Here is an 18,582-nt window from a genome sequence, read left to right as displayed (position 1 = left end):
AGGAGGATGAAACTATTTAGCTAATTTCATCCTTGATTTTCCGGGGTTATTCTTCAGCTAAAATTGTTGATTTTTGATTTGAAGTTTCTGCTGATTCTTCAGCCGCACCTGCAAAAGAACCTTGTGGTTCTTTGAGAAAGAAAGCACACATAAAAGCACAAATCAATGCTGCTATAGCCATTGTGCTAAAGAGGGTTGGTGCATCAGTTAAGCTGAAAATTGTCAGGTAAACTACGCCGCCAAAATTACCGTAAGCTCCGACATTGCCAGCAATTTGTCCAGTGGCTTCTTTTTTGATCAAGGGAACAATACCGTAAGTCGCACCGCAGCCAGCTTGGGCAAAGTAAGCACAAATCATAGTTACAGCGATCGCCAGCCCAATTGGCCAGTTAGCATTAATAAAATGTGCCATCAAATAGCCAACACCAATACCAGCCGAAATAATGGTCATTGTCCATTTGCGGGAGCCAAATTTATCAGAAATTACGCCACCGCTAGGACGAGAAACTAAGTTTAAAAATGGATAAGTTGCCGCAATCATTGCTGCAACTACGTGTTCTAAACCAAAGGTTTTTTCAAAGAAAGCTGGCAGCATAGAAACAGCTGCTAATTCTGAACCAAAGTTAGTTACGTAAGTAAATTCGAGTATGGCAACTTGACTGAAGTTATAACGCTGGTCTGGAGCGTATGTTTTCTTGCCAATTAATAGTTCTTTGTTAACTTCGTAAGCTTTGTAAGTTTGGTAAGCAAATAATCCTAATAATGCTAACCAAACTAAATACATTTGACCCAGAGTCAAAAAGTGAATATTTCTTTGTTCTAACCGCCAAGCTAATAAACCGAGGGCGAATATCAAACCAAAATTTGAGACAATCATCGCCCAGAAACTTTTGACGCTGGTAACTTCTAAAGCCCCATTTTTCTTAGGTCGCTTGTAGACTTTGCCAGCAGGCGTATCTTGAACAGTGTTGAAGTAAATTACGCCATAGATAGCGGCAATGATACCAGTAAGAGCGATCGCCAACCGCCAGTTAGAAGCACCACCAGCCATAAAGCTAGTACCTACAGCTATCATTGGTAAGGCAAATTCTGCACCAAAAGCCCCAAAATTTCCCCAACCGCCGTAAATACCCTGTGCGCTTCCCATTTCCTTCGGTGGGAACCATTCAGCCACCATACGGATACCGACAACGAACCCGGAACCGACAATTCCCATTAACAAGCGGCTGATGACTAACTGATTAAAGTCCTGAGATAACGCTGTAGCTAAACAGGGAACAGCCGCAAACATCAACAGCATTGAATAAGTAATCCTGGGGCCGAAACGATCTAACAGCATCCCAATGATTAGACGCGCTGGAATTGTTAGGGCTAAGTTGCAGATTCCTAAAGTTTTAATTTGCTCAGGTGCAAGATGTAGCTGCTTCCCAATAGTGGTAGCAAACGGAGCAAAGTTAAACCAACAGACAAAGGTGAGAAAAAAGGCAAACCAAGTCTGATGTAAGATGCGGTAACGATCCCTGAATGAAAATAAATTTTTTAGCATTAGACTTCAAACCTTTAACGGCTGGGTTAATTTCAGACTTCAGACTTCAGACTTCAGTTATTCCTCATGAGCGAACCGGCGATAAAGGAAATCTAGAGCGTAGTTCCGCAGGTTGTAGTATTCGGGGTCTTCCATGATGCGGCGACGGTTGCGGGGACGGGAAAAGGGAATCTCTAAAACTTCACCGATTTGAGCGGCTGGGCCATTAGTCATCATCACCACTCTGTCGGCTAGGAACAACGCCTCATCAATGTCGTGAGTAATCATCAGGACGGTAACTTGATGGTCACTCCAGATTTGTAGTAATTCTTCTTGCAATTCTTCTTTGGTGATTGCGTCTAATGCACCGAAGGGTTCATCCAGAATCAAGACTTTCGGACGGATGGAAAGGGCGCGAGCGATCGCAACTCGCTGTTTCATCCCACCAGAAATTTGACTCGGTTTTTTATCAGCGGCTTCAGTGAGTCCCACCATTGCTAGATGTTCTCTGACAATGGCGCGTTTTTCGGCTTGGGGTTTTTTAGGAAATACGGAATCTACAGCTAAATAAACGTTCTCAAAAACACTTAGCCAAGGCAGTAAGCAATAGTTTTGAAATACCATCATCCGGTCTGGGCCTGGTTCGGTGATGGGTTGGTCTTGCAGCATGACAACACCATCGGTGGGTGTGTTGAACCCGGAAATCATGTTGAGGAGGGTGGATTTACCGCAGCCAGAGTGACCAATTAAGCAGACAAATTCGCCTTCACGAACTTTGAGGTCAATACCATCGAGGACGGTGTAGGGGCCTTCGGGGGTGGGGTAAATTTTGCTTACGCCTTCGATTACGAGGAAGTTATCTGCTTTGGTTTGTGGTTGTTGGAGAGTTTTATTTACTAATTGCATGATATGTTTCCGAATTTATTATTTACTCACGCAGAGGCGCAAAGGCGCGGAGAGTTTGAGGGAGATAGGAGAGTTACAAAGGACAAATGACAAATGACCAATGACTATTGACCATTGACTAAATAAAGACTTCTTCTATACGGATGTCTCGCTTGATTTCTAAGCTTTTGAGGTATTCTAGGGGTTCTGAGGGGTTAAAAACTTTACCATCGAATAGGTGAATTGGGTCGTCGTAGCCGGTATCGAGTAAGCCGAGGTCACGGGCGGCTGAACCAAATATGTCTGCACGACATACTCTTTCGATAACTTCTACCCAGTTTTTCGGGAAGGGGGTTAAACCCCAGCGTGATAGTTGAGTTACCATCCATAAGATTTCGGTGCGGTTAGGATAGTTGGTTTTGTTGAGGTAAAACTGGTTGTAGGCTGTGAGTGATTGGGGTTCTGTACCATCGCCGCGATCGTAGGGATCGGTGAAGCCTGGGCGGATGTAGGCGGGATTGAGGTTGAGGTACTCAGGACGGCAGAGGAAGTCGAGAATTTCTTCGCGGTTGCGGAGGTCATCACAGTATTTGCAAGCTTCTAGGAGAGATTTTACGAGGGCTAGATAAGTTTCTGGGTACTGTTGCGCCCAATCTTCCCGCACTCCTAAGACTTCTCTGGGCTGTCCTGACCATGTTTCTAGGGCGGTGGCGGCGATGAATCCTACATCATCATGAACGGCCATGTGGCTCCAAGGTTCACCTGCACAGTAACCGTCAATGGTTCCGGCTTTGAGTTGAGCGACCATTTCCATTGGTGCGATCGCAGTTAAACTCACATCTCTATCGGGGTCGATACCGCCAGCCGCTAACCAATAACGCAGAATTAAGTTCTGCATAGATGTGGGATGAACGACTCCCAATGTCAAAATCTGGTCGGGGGTAGCGTTAATCGAGGCTTTCAGGTCGCTTAGATTTTTGACACCTTCGCCATACAGTCTTTTGCTTAAAGTAATAGCACTGGCATTGCGGGAAAGATTCAGCGCGTTGACAACTGGAATTGGTGTTTTACCAGCTGCGCCTAAAGTGAGTGCTAAGGGCATTCCTGCCAGCATTTGGGCTGCATCTAATTTACCTGTAGCTACGCCTTTGGCGATTTCATTCCAATTGCTGGCACGGCTAAGGGTGATTTCTAAACCATATTGAGCAAAGAAACCTTTTTCTTGAGCCACGATTAAAGGTGCAGCATCAGTTAAAGGTAGAAAGCCAATTTCTAAGTTGACTTTTTCTAGACCCCTAGAAGATACCGCTACTGGTGCAACTGTTTGTTGCGCTTTGCGTTTTTTGGCTTGCTTTTGTTGGTTGAGGAAGTAAATCATCTCATTCCGCAGATTGTAGTAACTGGGATGATTAACGACTTCCAAACGTTGACGAGGACGAGGGATGGGTACTTCCAGGATTTGACCAATGTGTGCTTCTGGGCCATTGGTGAGCATGACAATGCGATCGCTCAACAATAATGCTTCATCCACATCATGAGTTACCATCACACAGGTAACATTATGCTCATTGCAGATTTTCATTAATTGCTCTTGCAAACTTCCCCTTGTGAGCGCATCTAACGCTCCAAAAGGTTCATCTAACAATAACAACTTCGGACGGATAGCCAAAGCACGAGCGATCGCAACCCGTTGTTTCATCCCCCCAGATAACTCACTGGGACGCTTCTTCGCTGCTAGATGCAAGCCCACCATATCGATATGCTCTTCGATGATGGACAGGCGATCGCTTTTCGACTTATTTTGATAAACCTCATCCACAGCCAAAGCGATATTTTCTCGCACAGTTAACCAGGGAAGCAACGAGTAATTTTGAAACACCACCATCCGGTCGGGACTAGGTTCTCTAATCTCCTTACCTTCCAAAGTCACACCACCAATACTGGCTCTATCTAAACCCGCAATGATGTTAAGTAAAGTAGATTTACCACAACCAGAATGTCCAATTAAAGAAACAAACTCACCTTGGCGGATTTTTAACTCAATATTCTTTAGCGCAATATATTTACCACCATTTGGTAAATCAAAAATTCTATCAACGTGGTCAACTTCAACAAAAGTAGTAGTCATTTGTCATTAGTCCTTAGTCAATGGTCAAAGATTTCTGATATCTTTTCTCTATAAACTTGCACTCACATCTTCTCTTTCTTCGCGCTCTTCGCGCCCTTTGCCGTTCGTTTAATAGAGAATATTAACTCTTGACTACTTCTGTTCTGCGACAACTTTGCTCGCTATAAAACCAACCAATCTATCCAACAGTAATCCAACCAGACCCACATAAATAAGTGCCAAAATAATCTCACTCAAATTAGTTTCAGTAGTTGTGTTGTAAGCATCCCAAATAAACGAACCAATACCCACACCACCAACTAACATTTCCGCCGCAACAATTGCTAACCAAGATAAACCAATTCCGATACGTAATCCTGTAAAAATATAAGGCACAGTCGCCGGAAACACAATCTTAAAGAAATACTTTGCACCTCTTAATTTTAAAACTCTTGCCACATTTACATAATCTTGTGGAATTTGCTGCACACCCACGGTTGTATTAATAATAATCGGCCAAATCGATGTGATAAAAATCACGAAAATCGCTGATGGATTAGCTTGTTGAAATGCTGCCAAAGAAATTGGTAGCCATGCCAGCGGCGGTACAGTTCGCAATACTTGAAATATAGGGTCTACAGCATTGTATACCAATTGATTAGCACCAATTAAAATTCCTAATGTAATGCCGACAATTGCTGCTAATGAAAAACCTAAACCAACCCTGCCTAAACTACTGAGTATCTGCCAGCCCAAACCCTTATCACTTTCACCATTATCAAAAAACGGGTGAATAATAAAAGGGTCAAAAGTTTCAGAAAAAGTTTCTATTGGCCCAGGTAATTTGAAACCAGGATTTAAACAAAGTAATTGCCAAATAACTAGAAAAATAGCTAGTGCTACCAAAGGCGGTATAACTTTCTTAAAAATAAATTTGTTAATAGCCTTTTGTGGCTTTTTCCTAAATGTGCGATTTCCAAGAACATCTGCCATTATCTTATAATTCCGTGGTAATACAGTGGTAGTAAATTTTGTTGTGATAGTTGGGATAAGTATCAGAAATTAGACTTTCTTAATTTTCAAAGCTTGTAAATATTCTTCTGGTTTTTCTGGGTCGAATTTGACACCATCAAAGAAAGTTTCTACGCCACGAGAACTGCTGGTAGGAATTTGGGAATCAGGAACACCAATAGCTTTTGCTGCTTTCTTCCACAGGTCTTCTTTATTCACTTGGTCAACTATCTCTTTAACTTTGGTATCCTTTGGCAGATAACCCCAGCGAATATCTTCAGTTAAAAACCAAATATCGTGGCTCTTGTAGGGATAGGAAGCATTATCAGCCCAGAATTTCATGCGATAGGGGTATTCTTTTTCTGTACGCCCATCACCATAGTCAATATTACCTTTTGACCTTTCGACAATATCTGCGGCAGCAACGTTAAAGTATTTACGGTCAGCACAGATTTTGCACATTTCCTCTTTGTTTTCTAGCTTGTCGCACCATTGTTGCGCTTCTAGAACTGCCATCAACAATGCCTGTGCAGCGTTGGGATTTTTATCAACCCAATCTTGTCGCATCGCAAAGGCTTTTTCTGGATGGTCTTTCCACAACTCACCTGTAACTAAGGCTGTATAACCTATTTTTTGGCTGACCAACTGAGCGTTCCAAGGTTCACCTACACAGAAAGTATCAACAGTATTGACTTTCATATTTGCCACCATTTGTGGTGGTGGTACAGGTTCCAAAACCATATCTTGATCTGGATTAATACCGCCAGCAGCTAACCAATAGCGCATCCATAAATCGTGAGTACCGCCAGGAAAGGTAATTCCAGCTTTTAAAGCTTTTTTATCAGCTTTGGCTTTACTAGCGGCTTCTTTGAGTGCTTTGCTTTCGAGATTGACTTTGAGTTCCTTGAATTTATTTGCAACAGAGATAGCCTGACCGTTTGTATTCAACCGCGCCAAGATATACATTGGCACTTTATCTTTGATGGTCATCAGGTAAGGCATGGGGCTGAGGATATGTGCGCCATCAATACCACCACCAGCAGAACCGATTTTTAGATTGTCGCGGGTGACAGGCCAAGATTTTTGCTTGATAACTTCGACATCGGTCATGCCGTATTTAGCAAAAAAACCTTTTTCTTTAGCAATAATTAGGGGCGCAGAATCGGTCAGAGCAATAAATCCTAGCTTGGCTTTGGTTGTCTCTACTTTAGGAGCATTAGCAACTGATACGTTGGCGGCTGGAGCCGCAGAAGGTGCATTACTGCCGTTGGAGGCTGTATTACTAGAGGAACAACCATGAGCAATGATAGAAGCCGCTGCTGCTGCACCAGTGGTGAAAATAAATTTTCTGCGGGAAAGATTGGTCATTTGTAATTTTTCCTTTGTCATTTGTGAGTTGTTATGCACTAGGAAAGGCAGGGGGCAAGGGTGCAGGGGGCAGGGGGAAAAATATTAGACTTTAGACTTCAGGCTTCACACTTCAACCAACGCTTCTTGTTTCAGCTTTGCGCCGAAGTGCTTGATGAGTAGGTCTTGTAAGACTGGCTGCAAGTCTTCGCAGGGTATGCCTTTAATTGCACAGGTTCCTAAATGAGCGTCTTTGCCGACTTTGCCGCCCATATAGATGTCTACGCCTTCTACGGCTTTTCCATCTTTACGAGCTTTAGTCCCCATTAAGCCGATGTCTGCAACTTGTGGCTGTCCGCAGGAGTTTGGGCAACCAGTCCAATGAATGCGAACTGGTTGGGTGAAGGTTAAGTCTTCTTCTAAAGATTGAATGGTTGCTAGGGCGCGGTTTTTAGTTTCGATGAGGGCAAAGTTGCAAAATTGTGCGCCTGTGCAGGAAACTAGCGATCGCTCCAACACTCCCGGATTGATGGAAAATCTTTGTAGTAAGGGTTCTGCCAAAAATGTTTCTAGGCAAGCATCAGAAATATTGGGAATGATGATGTTTTGTTCAACTGTCAGTCGGATTTCACCACTGCCATAAACTTCTGCTAGGCGGGCAATTTCAAACATATCTTCGGCATACAACCGCCCAACCGGGATGTGAAAGCCTACATAGTTCATTCCTGGCTGTTTTTGCTTATATACGCCGATATGGTCGCGTTTTTCCCAATCAATTTCGTCTTTGGCTGCGGCAGGTAAAAATGATTTACCCAAACGCTGTTCGACTTCTGCACGCAACTTATCTATACCCCATTCATCAATCAGCCACATCAAACGAGATTTCAGACGATTGGCGCGTGAGCCATTGTCACGAAACACTTCTAAGACGGCTCTACATACAGCCACTACATCTTCTGGTGCTACCCAAGCATTGAGAGGAATTGCCGCATCACAACGTTTAGCAGAGAAGAAGCCGCCAACCAAGATGTTAAATCCGAATTTCAGTTCTGAGTACTGAGTGCTGAGTGCTGAGTGGGAAGAAGACTCAGCACTATTCTTAAATGCTGGTACAAATGCTAAGTCGTTGATTTCGGCGTGAACTGAATTGTCCCGTCCACCTGTGATCGCAATATTAAACTTGCGAGGTAGGTTGGTAAACTCTGGGTTTCCTTCGCCTTTGTTGGTGAGCATATCTTGAATTTGCTGCACCAAATCTCGTGTGTCGAACAATTCGTCTGCATCCAGTCCAGCCACGGGATCGCCTGTGATGTTGCGGACGTTATCCATCCCGGACTGAACGCTGGTTAAACCAACTTTCTGAAATTTATTGAAGATATCTGGTAAATCTTCAATTCTGATCCCCCGCAATTGAATATTCTGTCTGGTGGTAATGTCAGCACTACCATCATCGCCATAACGCTGCAAGACTTCTGCCAAAACACGCATCTGGTCGCTGTTGAGAATACCGTTGGGCATCCGCAACCGCATCATGAACTTGCCAGGGGTAACTGGGCGGAAAAATACTCCCACCCACTTGAGTCGATGATCTCGGTCGGTTTCGTCCATTGCTTCCCAACCTAAAGCAGCAAATTTCTCGATTTCCGCTTTAACGGCGAGTCCGTCTTTTTCAGCTTTGAATTTTTCAAACTTATTGAGATTGGCTTTGGTAGTGGTTCCTGTATCTGTCATGAGCTAACTCTCATTATTGTTAATCCAGTGAGAACTTCAGGCGGTAGTTACCCAATATCAATCAACCCGTAGTCTGGATTTTTGTTCTACGAGTTTTGGTGAATTTAAATTGAATATTTATCTATGGCTGATTTCTAATTTTCAAGCGCGTTCTTAGGCAATTTATCTGCGGGTTAATTGACAAACAAGAGTCTGTCTTTAACTGAACGCGACTTCGTAAAGTCTGGGAGCAAATTTGTAATCTTTTACATTGGGGAAATTCACCAAGTAAACAGGGCAATTGTTTATGTAACAATTTCGATACTTTTAAGGTTAAAGTCAGATTTCTGCTAAAATCGTATAAATAGCTACAAAATACTAGTAATATTGCTAATTAAGAATAGGATCAATGCGTTTTCTGCATCACACGGAGCAAATGAGTGATGCAAAAGCATCGATTCATTGGATCAGCATGGACAAAAAATTGTAGATTTTATGCTGAGAGTGAAGCTTAAGCAATCAGCTAACCGTATGACAAGCGATCGCTGTTAATCTAGTACAAATATTTTCCACAACCATGAAACGTCGTGATTTCATCAATTGGGTTGGTTTAGGTTGGATAGCTAGTAGCTTACCAGTTGCTATTGCTGCTTGTTCTTCCCAGCCAAGTACACCAACATCTTCAACATCTGGAGATTGGCAAAGAATAGGTACAACAAAAGAATTAGATCAGACAGGTCAACTTTTGGTCAAAAACTCCCCTGTCGGAACTGTTTTAGTAGTTGGTACATCTCAAAACGCAAATCTAATGGCTGTTGATCCTACCTGTACTCATAAAGGTTGCACGGTAGATTGGAAAGCAGATACAAAAAAATTTGCCTGTCCATGTCACCGTGCAGAATATGGTGTTGATGGACAGGTACAAAAAGGCCCAACAACAAAACCACTAAAAACTTACACCGTTAAAATTGATGGCGATTCAGTTGTAGTTAAAAGTTAACTCAAGTATGAAGTGTGAAGTATGAAATTAACCCACCCATAAAGCGAAAAGCGGACTGCCATTAACTGCCGTGCAGAACTTAAATTTTGACTTTATCCTTTATCTTTATTATTGTTTGAAAAATTCTGATCACAAGTCAACAGGCAAGAGGCAGAACACAGCAGAATAAAATTTCAGACTTTATACTTCATACTTCAGACTTTTTTCAGACTTCATACTTCACACTTTATACTTTTTATGCAAGGCAATATCAACCAGGTTTTGGTGCAGGCACAGACAGCGTATGATGCAGCTGACTGGTCATCGCTGATTCAATATCTGCAACAGTTGATTTTGGTAGAGAATGAACAAAATTCAGAACATTTGCTGGAATTAGCACTACCTATTTTAGAAATGGGGGATTTCCAGCAACGCTGGGAAATTAGCAAAGTATTAATTCGCTTGGGAAATATTGCCATTTCGCCATTGATTGACATCTTAGAAGACGAAGATGCAGAGGAAGAACTGCGGTGGTATGCGGCGCGGACTTTAGGCGAGTTTCAGCATCCAGATGCGATCGCACCTTTGGTAGAACTGCTCAAAAAGAGCGAAGATGAAGAATTAAAAGCGATCGCCGCTACAGCCTTGGGACAAATGGGTAATTTGGCAATTACTGAACTCTCGAAACTTTTAAAACAAGAAGATACAAAGCTTTTGGCTGTGCGATCGCTTGCTTATATTCGCAGTCCAGAAACTATTACACCCCTGTTAAGTGTGGTACACGATGCCGAACCCGCAGTCCGCGCCACCGCACTAGAAGCCCTCAGCAGTTTTCACGATCCACGTGTACCACCTGTGCTTTTACACGCTTTAGATGATGTGGTGGCAACAGTTAGGCGTATTGCCGTACTGGGTTTAGGGTTCCGCCCTGAATTAAAATCCCAACTAGATTTGGAGGCGCGACTACAAACCAAGCTTTACGACTTCAACATAGAAGTTTGTTGTGCTGCTGCTACTGCCCTTTCGCGCATAGGAGGTGATGCTGCTACCCATCATTTATTTACAGTATTGATGTCACCGCACACACCCACAACCCTAAAACTAGAAATTATTCGCGCTTTAGTTTGGCTAGGAACCCTATCTGGTTTGGAATATTTGCAGCAGGCATTAAACCAAACTAAATCAGAAATATTGTGTCAAGAAATTGTCACAGTTTTGGGGCGAGTAGAAAAACCGCAGTTAATTACAAAAGCTACAGAAATTTTGTTGGAATTGCTGCAATCGCAACATCCAGCCACAGAACTTCCTAATATTAAAAGTGCGATCGCTTTATCTTTAGGACAACTAGGTAGCCAACAAGCCGTTCCATCATTAACTACTCTAGTGGCTGATTCAAATGAACAGGTAAAATTACATGCGATCGCCGCACTTAAAAAGTTAGTACCAGAATTTGTGCCAACACAGTTTTGAATACCATTTTGCTAATCGTCTTCTTTGCGCCTTTGCGTGAGATATACCTAATCAAATTAAACTTTGCATCGCCTGTTGTAAATCATTTGTGAACTCAGCAACAGCTTGCTTTGCACCTGCACGACTTTCTTTATATGCCGAATAACGTTCAGATATAGATAGCGGCTGACCGATAGTAATCTTAACTTTTTGCTTACCTAATTGTGGACGCTGAAAAGATTTATCACCTTTAATTTTGGCAATCATTTGCCATAAAATTAAAGTTGTTTCAGCAAATCTTTCGACTGTTGGTTTCTCTTTTATATAATTGCCAGAAACTGCTACGAAACTTTCTACTAATCTCATGTGCCACATTCTGGCATTGGCTTCTTCGGCAACGCGATCGCCTAAAGCCCTCTCCACAGAAGATAATGTTTTGATATCCTTAAAATCTTCCCTAAATATATAATTCCAGCCAGCTTGTTCTACGCGCCGACAACGATCAGTTAAAGTTCCTTTTGGTTGCAAGTTAAAATACTGTTCAGATATTTGTAATGCGGCATTTAATAAAGCTTGTAATCTTAACGCTAAGGCTTCATTCCTATCTTTAATTTCACTTACAGTTTGAGTATCCGCCAGCTTTTGATGATAAAACCGCGTGTAAAATTGCTCCATTAAAGATAATAAATGTTCTGCTAAAGCCAACAAGCGCGGATAAAGTAATTCCATTGAAGCAATATTATCGGTTCTTCCCGCATTTACAGGCAAACCACTAGCGGCTTCTAAATCACTTAGTAATTGAGCGATCGCACTCCAAGGCGCAGCAGTATAACTATATTTAATCCCAACTGGTACAATTAAAACCTGTTCCGAGCGTCCGGCTTTTTGTAAGTCTTCCGCGCACCAAAAGCCTAACTGGGCAATACCGGGTTCTAATGGACTAATAATTTCTGATAGTCCATTTGTTGCACCTTCTGGCGCAGCAGCCATCGGGAATTTACCATTGGCGAACAAATCACGCGCTGAACGTAACCCAGTCCAGTCAGCCTTACCGCGTTGAATAGGAGTTCCACCCAACCGTGAAGCCACCCAACCTGCATACTCACCCGCCCAGAGAGGAATGCCGCGATCGTAGATAAAATGAGCATGAATGGTCGATTGTAATGCTATACCCTGTTCTCGTGCTACCTTCGGCACAAGTTGAGACAGCAAGTAGCCCAAACAAAAAGGATCATCTGTTTTAGGATGACGAAACGCCAATAAAAAGCGCACCTTACCTTCTTGAAACTGACGATAAAGATCCGCCAAAATCTCAACATTGTCTGCTTCTATCTGGGAAATAGCAGTTTGCCATTGTATCCAACTAGGTAGAAACGTGTGAACAACTCGCAAAAACAAGGGATTAAACGCTGGCGGAATAAATTCCAGGGGTGGCTGTGCTTGATAAATTACGTCTGACAAGGTAAGTTTCTCCTGAAGTAGTAGAGAGTGCTGAGTGCTGAGTGCTGAGTATTTTAAAAAGGTTTGGGATGCAAGGTGGAAATAACAAATGACAAATGACTATTAACCAAGCACTTTATACTTCATACTTCATACTTCATACTTTATTTGACACAGAGATTAACGATTCTAAGAAGGGATTAAACGATGCGACTGTCACAAATGTTATTCGTTACACTCAGGGATGATCCTGCTGATGCGGAAATTCCCAGCCATAAGTTATTACTCCGTGCAGGGTATATTCGTCGCATCGGTAGCGGTATTTATGCTTATCTCCCATTTATGTGGCGGGTGTTGCAAAAAGTTTCTCAAATTGTGCGGGAAGAAATGAACGCCACAGGCGCACAAGAATGTTTGTTACCCCAACTACAGCCTTCTGATTTGTGGAAAGAATCAGGACGTTGGGATACTTATACTAAAGCTGAGGGAATTATGTTTTCCCTAATCGATCGCCGTGAACAACAATTAGGATTAGGGCCGACTCATGAAGAAGTGATCACAGCGATCGCTCGTGATATGATTCGCTCTTATCGTCAGTTACCGCTACATCTCTACCAACTGCAAACCAAGTTCCGTGATGAAATTCGCCCCCGCTTTGGTTTGATGCGCGGACGAGAATTCATCATGAAAGACGGTTACTCCTTCCACGTCGATGAAGAAAGCCTAAAAAAAACCTACCAAGATATGTATCAAGCCTACAGCAATATGCTGCGGCGGGCTGGGTTAGCTTTTCGTCCAGTAGAAGCTGACTCTGGTGCAATTGGTGGTTCCGGTTCTACCGAATTCATGGTGTTGGCGGAAGCTGGCGAAGATGAAGTTCTCTACACCGAAGATGGTAAATACGCCGCTAACGTAGAAAAAGCCGTATCTTTACCAGCCGATGCAGAAACTTCACCGTTTACTAGTTATGAAAAACGGGAAACACCAGGAACAGAGACGATTGAAAAACTCTGTAAATTCTTCAAGTGTTCTCCGACTCAAGTTGTGAAAAACGTTTTGTATCAAACAGTCTACGATAATGGCGTGACTGTGTTGGTATTGGTAAGTATTCGTGGGGATCAGGAAGTTAACGAAGTCAAATTACAGAATGAATTGACGCGGTTAGCTGCGAACTACAACGCGAAAGCAGTCATCGCCTTAAATGTACCCAGTGCGGAAACACAACAAACATGGGCTGCGAAATCGCTACCTTTAGGTTACATAGCACCAGATATTAGCGATGAATATATTGCAGCTAACAAACAAGTCCACGCCAAATTTGTGCGGTTAGTCGATAAAACAGCCGTTGATTTAAAAAATTTCGTGACTGGTGCGAATGAAACTGGTTATCACGTCGTTGGGGCAAATTGGAATGAGCAATTTAAGCTACCAGAAAGTATAGTAGATTTACGTAAAGCTAGACCAGGTGATCGCGCCCTGTACAACCCCGAACAAACTCTCTCTAGTGCAAGAGGAATTGAAGTTGGACATATCTTTCAACTAGGCACAAAATATTCTGTGGCGATGGGTGCAACTTATACCAACGAACAAGGAGAAGAAAAACCTTTGGTTATGGGTTGCTATGGTGTGGGTGTTTCCCGACTGGCTCAGGCAGCAGTTGAACAATCTTACGATAAAGATGGGATTATTTGGCCTGTAGCGATCGCACCTTATCACGCGATTGTGACAATTCCTAACATTAATGATGCCCAACAAGTCCAAATTGCCGAAAAACTTTACACCGAACTCAATCAAGCCGGAATTGAAACATTATTAGATGACCGTGATGAACGTGCCGGAGTCAAATTTAAAGACGCTGATTTAATCGGTATACCTTATAGAATTGTTACCGGACGTGCAATTGCTAACGGCAAAGTTGAAGTAGTAGAAAGAGCAACTCGTCAATCTCAAGAAATTGTGATTGAGGAAGTTGTAAATACACTGAAACAATGGATTACCGCCGCAATAGAAGTTAAAAATTAACCGCCCAAATGCTCAACAGAAGAAGATTGAGAGTGTTTTGCATCTGAACACAATGTAACTTTTAAAGTTAGAGAAATAGGTACAGGTAATAGATTAAAACTCTGTTCCCTGTTTCCTGTTCCCTATTCCCTAATTCTTAATAATTTCCTAAATTTCACGGAACAATAAGATTTATAGAATTTGGCAGATGACGGATTTAAAGTACAAATTCTAAAATTAGAGAAGGACTATTTTTGATTTAGCGATCGCATTATTTAGGCATATAGAGCCAGTCATGAAATCTCTGGAAACTCTCAACTTATAAGTATCGTCCTTAACCAGGCTGCTCTTCACATAAACATTATTTCAGCCCTCAGTTAGTCAGGAAGGTTTTTAATATGAATGATCAACAAGGATCTAATCGCGTATCTTCGGGTGTAATTGCAGCCGTCTCAGCAGCGGTTATCGCAGCGAGTGGCGGTGTAGCTTGGTTGGCTACCCAGTCAAACAAAACCCCTGTCACAACCAACCCCGCCAACCCTAATCAAACCATTCAACAGCCACAAGAGCAGCCAAAAACTACTCAACCAAATGAAAAAACTGCTCAAGTTTACTGGCTAAAACCTAAAGAAAGAAATGTTGCTTTAGTTCCCCAACCAGTTCAAGTAGCAGCTAACCAACCCAACCAAGCCTTAGAAAGAGCTTTCCAAGCTTTGCTAGAAGGGCCAAGCAATAGTGCAGATTCTACTACCATTCCCAAAGGCACTAAACTACTGGGTTTAAAAGTAGAAGGTGATGAAGTCCACGTCAATTTATCAGATAGCTTTACCAGTGGTGGCGGTAGTACTTCAATGGTGGGGCGTGTAGGACAAGTTGTTTACACAGCCTCCAGCTTGAACCCTAAAGCCAAGGTTTACATTGACGTGAATGGTAAACGTTTAGATGTGTTGGGTGGTGAAGGCGTAGAGTTGGAACAACCCCTGACGCGTGAAAGCTTTGATAAAAATTATCCGCTTTAGTCAAAAGTCAAGAGTCAAGAGTCAAAAGTCAAAAGTCAAAATTACCATTGACTATTGACAAATGACCATTGACACCTGATCTAAAGTTTTGTGTTTAAAACGCGAAAGTTACGAGCTTGCTGTTCTAACCTTGTAGCGATGCGATCGCATACCTGATTACACAATTCAAAAATCATTTCGTCTTCCACCCGATAGTAAGCGCAAGTTCCTTCACTGCGACGGCTGAGGATTCCGGCTTGCCACATTACCTTCAGGTGTTTGGAGACATTCGCCTGCGAAGTTTGTGTTGCCTCTACCAACTCTTGTACACATTTTTCTTCATCCCGTAGTAAGTGCAACAGCCGCAGACGCATCGGCTCACTTAACAGGCTGAAATATTCGGCTACTTGTTGCACCACTTCCGGTGGTACAGGCAACGCTTGTTTCATCAGGAATGATCCGTAAAAACAGACAAGGTTAACAATCACTCATTTCATATATAGATTAATACTTAATCAGGGTTAATTCGCATCAAAGGTTGGCCATATTCTACAGGTTCCCCATTTTGAACAAGAATTTCCATAACTTGTCCTGATATTTCGGCTTCGATTTCGTTCATTAGCTTCATTGCTTCAATGATACACACCGTTTGCCCCTGACGCACGCGATCGCCAACTTCTACAAATGGTGCTTCGCCAGGTGCTGGTGCGCGATAAAAAGTCCCTACCATTGGCGAAGAAACTTCGACCAATCTTTGGTCAATACTGGAAGGCGCATTTACTGACATTTGCACACCAGCGCCTGCCACAGCAGTATCTAAAATCCGCTCCGTAGAGAGCGTTGGTGCGCCTCCTGCTGTAACTGTCGTTACTGCTGCCACACCACCAATAGCAGCTTGCGGTACAGCATGATTGCTAATGCTCACAGCTTTACGTACCGTTAGTTCAAAATCATCACTTTTAAGAGTTACTTCTGCAATATCTGTTTGTGCAATAGTTACTAACAATTGGCGGATTTCATTAAAGTCCAATGCCACAGCTTTTATTACCTCGACCTGTCCGTAAATTAAGTAATTTTAGTGAGGGCAGGGATTTAAACCCTATATAGGGATTTAAATCGCAATTAACTCTAAAATTTAAGAGAAAATTTATTCCCTGCCTAAATATTTATCTTCACGAGTATCAATCCGAATCCGTTCTCCTTGAGAAATAAACAAGGGAACCATAACGATCGCACCAGTTTCCACTGTGGCTGGTTTAGTACCGCCTGTAGCAGTATCACCCTTAACGCCAGGGTCAGTCTGAGTAACTTCTAACACTACAGAATTCGGTAATTCTACTTCTAAAACTTGGTCATCCCAACGAACCACGTTAACTTCCATACCTTCTTTGAGGTATTTGACGCGATCGCCAATTTGCGCTGCGCTGAGTCGTCCTTCTTCGTAGGTTTCCATATCCATAAAGACAAACTCATCGCCTTCTTTATAGGTATGCTGCATTGTGCTTTTTTCGAGAGTCGCTTGTGGCACAGTTTCCCCAGCCCGGAAAGTCCTTTCAAGAACCTTGCCGCTTTGAACGTTTTTCAGAGTTGTGCGGACAAACGCCGAACCTTTACCGGGTTTAACGTGGAGAAAATCTACCACCCGCCATACAGACCCGTCTAATACAATTGATACACCGGGTCGAAAGTCGTTACTAGAAATCATGAAGCTTTCAAATTTTGGAAGACAATCGGCATTTATTGTACCCTTCAAGCGGAGTAATTGGTTAAGTAGTCAACTGAAGTCTGAAGTTTGAAGTCTGAAGTCTGAAATATTAAAAACGCTATATAAGTCAGAACGCAAAGCTTTTAGCAACTTTTTTAGCCAAATTTTGATTTTCAAGTCAAAAAGACGAAATTTCATACTTCACACTTCACACTTCACACTTTCTCAGCACTCCTACTGTGGGAAGATTATTGATGGGTTACGCCCAGTCAACAATATTCATGCTGCATTTGAGCCATACTCATGTTTAAGTTAATAAAATCCTGGCTAAAGTCCAGCCTAGTAACAATACTGTTGGTAACTATATTTTTAGGCATCAATACAGCTGGCTGGACTCCCTCCAGTAATGCCGCCTTGCCCGCTGGCAATGCAATTACCGACGGCAAAGCTTTGTTGCGCTATGCACTCCCAATAAAAAATGAACCTGTACGGCAACTGCAAGCCAGTCTAGAAGACATATCAACCCAGTTGCGGGCTAATCGACGCTGGGGTGCTATCTCCAAAGACCTCAGTAAAGCATCTCGCGTTCTCGATAAGCCTTCACAAATCTTAGCAAGCGTCCCCGAAGAACGCCAACCCCAAGCCCAAGCATGGGTTGATGAGTTAAAATCTGGTGTGGCGAAATTGCAAGAATTGACACAAGCCAAAGATAAAGAACAAATTCTACAAGAAAGAAACAAACTGCTGAGTTTAGTTTCTTTACTAGAAGAGTCAATGGTGAAGGAATTTCCCTTTGAAGTACCAGAGGAGTACAGTAATTTACCCCAACTTAAAGGCCGTGCCACCATTGAAATTAAAACTAACAAAGGCGACTTAACCGTTGTTGTCGATGGTTACAGCGCACCTGTGACAGCTGGTAACTTTGTAGATTTAGTACAAAGGGGTTTTTATAACGGGTTAGAATTTACTCGTTCTGAAGAATCCTATGTATTACAAACTGGCGATCCCCCAGGCAAAGAACAAGGTTTTATTGACCCCAAAACAGGCAAATATCGGGCAATTCCTTTAGAGATTCTAGTAGAAGGGGATAAAGCCCCAACCTACGGCATTACCTTAGAGGAAGCTGGTCGTTATCTAGATATGCCAGTTTTACCTTTCTCGTCCTTTGGCGCATTGGCAATGGCGCGTCCTGAAACCCAAGTTAATGGTGGTTCTTCCCAAGTGTTCTTCTTCCTATTTGAACCAGAACTTACCCCTGCTGGACGTAACTTGCTGGATGGCCGCTACTCTGTGTTTGGTTATCTAACAGAAGGCAAAGATGTCTTAGATAAACTCAAAGCTGGTGACAAAATCGAATCAGCTACCGTAACTCAAGGCATAGAAAACTTAGTACAACCCCAAGCAGCTTAAATTAAGCATGAAGTA

The 18,582-nt window shown here is 42.6% G+C and carries 15 protein-coding genes; 5 read left to right on the top strand and 10 right to left on the bottom strand.

The window, feature by feature from the left end; genetic code table 11:
• Positions 1 to 46: 46 nt before the first annotated feature.
• The 6 genes from ACMX3D_RS23205 to ACMX3D_RS23180 all read right to left on the bottom strand — a co-directional run bounded on the left by ACMX3D_RS23205 (position 47) and on the right by ACMX3D_RS23180 (position 8,606).
• Positions 47 to 1,546: a NarK family nitrate/nitrite MFS transporter gene (locus tag ACMX3D_RS23205; RefSeq protein ID WP_482748169.1), complete on the bottom strand. Its 1,500-nt coding sequence runs from the start codon at positions 1,544 to 1,546 to the stop codon at positions 47 to 49.
• Between the two features lie 57 nt (positions 1,547 to 1,603).
• Positions 1,604 to 2,431, bottom strand: coding sequence for a nitrate ABC transporter ATP-binding protein (locus ACMX3D_RS23200; protein WP_482748168.1), 828 nt, complete (start codon positions 2,429 to 2,431; stop codon positions 1,604 to 1,606).
• 118 nt (positions 2,432 to 2,549) lie between these two features.
• On the bottom strand, positions 2,550 to 4,538 hold the full coding sequence (locus tag ACMX3D_RS23195) for an ABC transporter ATP-binding/substrate-binding protein (RefSeq protein ID WP_482748167.1): 1,989 nt from the start codon (positions 4,536 to 4,538) through the stop codon (positions 2,550 to 2,552).
• A 132-nt stretch (positions 4,539 to 4,670) separates the two neighbouring features.
• A complete protein-coding gene (ntrB, locus tag ACMX3D_RS23190) occupies positions 4,671 to 5,510 on the bottom strand; it encodes a nitrate ABC transporter permease (protein ID WP_482748166.1) in 840 nt (279 codons plus the stop codon).
• Positions 5,511 to 5,579: 69 nt separating this feature from the next.
• Positions 5,580 to 6,896: a CmpA/NrtA family ABC transporter substrate-binding protein gene (locus ACMX3D_RS23185; RefSeq protein WP_482748165.1), complete on the bottom strand. Its 1,317-nt coding sequence runs from the start codon at positions 6,894 to 6,896 to the stop codon at positions 5,580 to 5,582.
• A 105-nt stretch (positions 6,897 to 7,001) separates the two neighbouring features.
• Positions 7,002 to 8,606, bottom strand: coding sequence for a ferredoxin--nitrite reductase (locus ACMX3D_RS23180; protein ID WP_482748164.1), 1,605 nt, complete (start codon positions 8,604 to 8,606; stop codon positions 7,002 to 7,004).
• 556 nt (positions 8,607 to 9,162) lie between these two features.
• Between ACMX3D_RS23180 and ACMX3D_RS23175 the strand changes: the two genes are divergently transcribed.
• Positions 9,163 to 9,585, top strand: coding sequence for a QcrA and Rieske domain-containing protein (locus tag ACMX3D_RS23175; RefSeq protein ID WP_482748163.1), 423 nt, complete (start codon positions 9,163 to 9,165; stop codon positions 9,583 to 9,585).
• 237 nt (positions 9,586 to 9,822) lie between these two features.
• Positions 9,823 to 11,034 carry a HEAT repeat domain-containing protein gene (locus ACMX3D_RS23170; protein ID WP_482748162.1) on the top strand — a complete coding sequence of 404 codons (1,212 nt, stop codon included), beginning with the start codon at positions 9,823 to 9,825 and terminating at the stop codon, positions 11,032 to 11,034.
• A gap of 51 nt (positions 11,035 to 11,085) precedes the next feature.
• Here the strand turns inward: ACMX3D_RS23170 and ACMX3D_RS23165 are convergent, their stop codons facing one another.
• Positions 11,086 to 12,474, bottom strand: a complete 1,389-nt coding sequence (locus ACMX3D_RS23165; RefSeq protein WP_482748161.1) for a 1-acyl-sn-glycerol-3-phosphate acyltransferase — start codon at positions 12,472 to 12,474, stop codon at positions 11,086 to 11,088.
• A gap of 186 nt (positions 12,475 to 12,660) precedes the next feature.
• Between ACMX3D_RS23165 and ACMX3D_RS23160 the strand changes: the two genes are divergently transcribed.
• On the top strand, positions 12,661 to 14,475 hold the full coding sequence (locus ACMX3D_RS23160; RefSeq protein WP_482748160.1) for a proline--tRNA ligase: 1,815 nt from the start codon (positions 12,661 to 12,663) through the stop codon (positions 14,473 to 14,475).
• A gap of 377 nt (positions 14,476 to 14,852) precedes the next feature.
• Complete coding sequence (locus ACMX3D_RS23155) at positions 14,853 to 15,473, top strand: GerMN domain-containing protein (RefSeq protein ID WP_482748159.1); 621 nt, start codon at positions 14,853 to 14,855, stop codon at positions 15,471 to 15,473.
• An 80-nt stretch (positions 15,474 to 15,553) separates the two neighbouring features.
• Here the strand turns inward: ACMX3D_RS23155 and ACMX3D_RS23150 are convergent, their stop codons facing one another.
• From ACMX3D_RS23150 to efp, 3 genes are all read right to left on the bottom strand, one after another.
• Positions 15,554 to 15,901: an ArsR/SmtB family transcription factor gene (locus ACMX3D_RS23150; RefSeq protein WP_062289993.1), complete on the bottom strand. Its 348-nt coding sequence runs from the start codon at positions 15,899 to 15,901 to the stop codon at positions 15,554 to 15,556.
• A 62-nt stretch (positions 15,902 to 15,963) separates the two neighbouring features.
• A complete protein-coding gene (gene accB, locus ACMX3D_RS23145) occupies positions 15,964 to 16,488 on the bottom strand; it encodes an acetyl-CoA carboxylase biotin carboxyl carrier protein (RefSeq protein ID WP_482748158.1) in 525 nt (174 codons plus the stop codon).
• A gap of 111 nt (positions 16,489 to 16,599) precedes the next feature.
• Entirely contained in the window at positions 16,600 to 17,157 is a 558-nt protein-coding gene (gene efp, locus ACMX3D_RS23140) for an elongation factor P (RefSeq protein WP_482748157.1), read from the bottom strand.
• Positions 17,158 to 17,460: 303 nt separating this feature from the next.
• Between efp and ACMX3D_RS23135 the strand changes: the two genes are divergently transcribed.
• A complete protein-coding gene (locus ACMX3D_RS23135; protein ID WP_482748156.1) occupies positions 17,461 to 18,567 on the top strand; it encodes a peptidylprolyl isomerase in 1,107 nt (368 codons plus the stop codon).
• The last annotated feature ends 15 nt before the right edge of the window (positions 18,568 to 18,582 follow it).

Source organism: Anabaena sp. TISTR 8404 (assembly GCF_056847745.1).
Note: the sequence above shows the minus strand (reverse complement) of the source record. Positions and strands in the feature narration are given on the sequence as shown.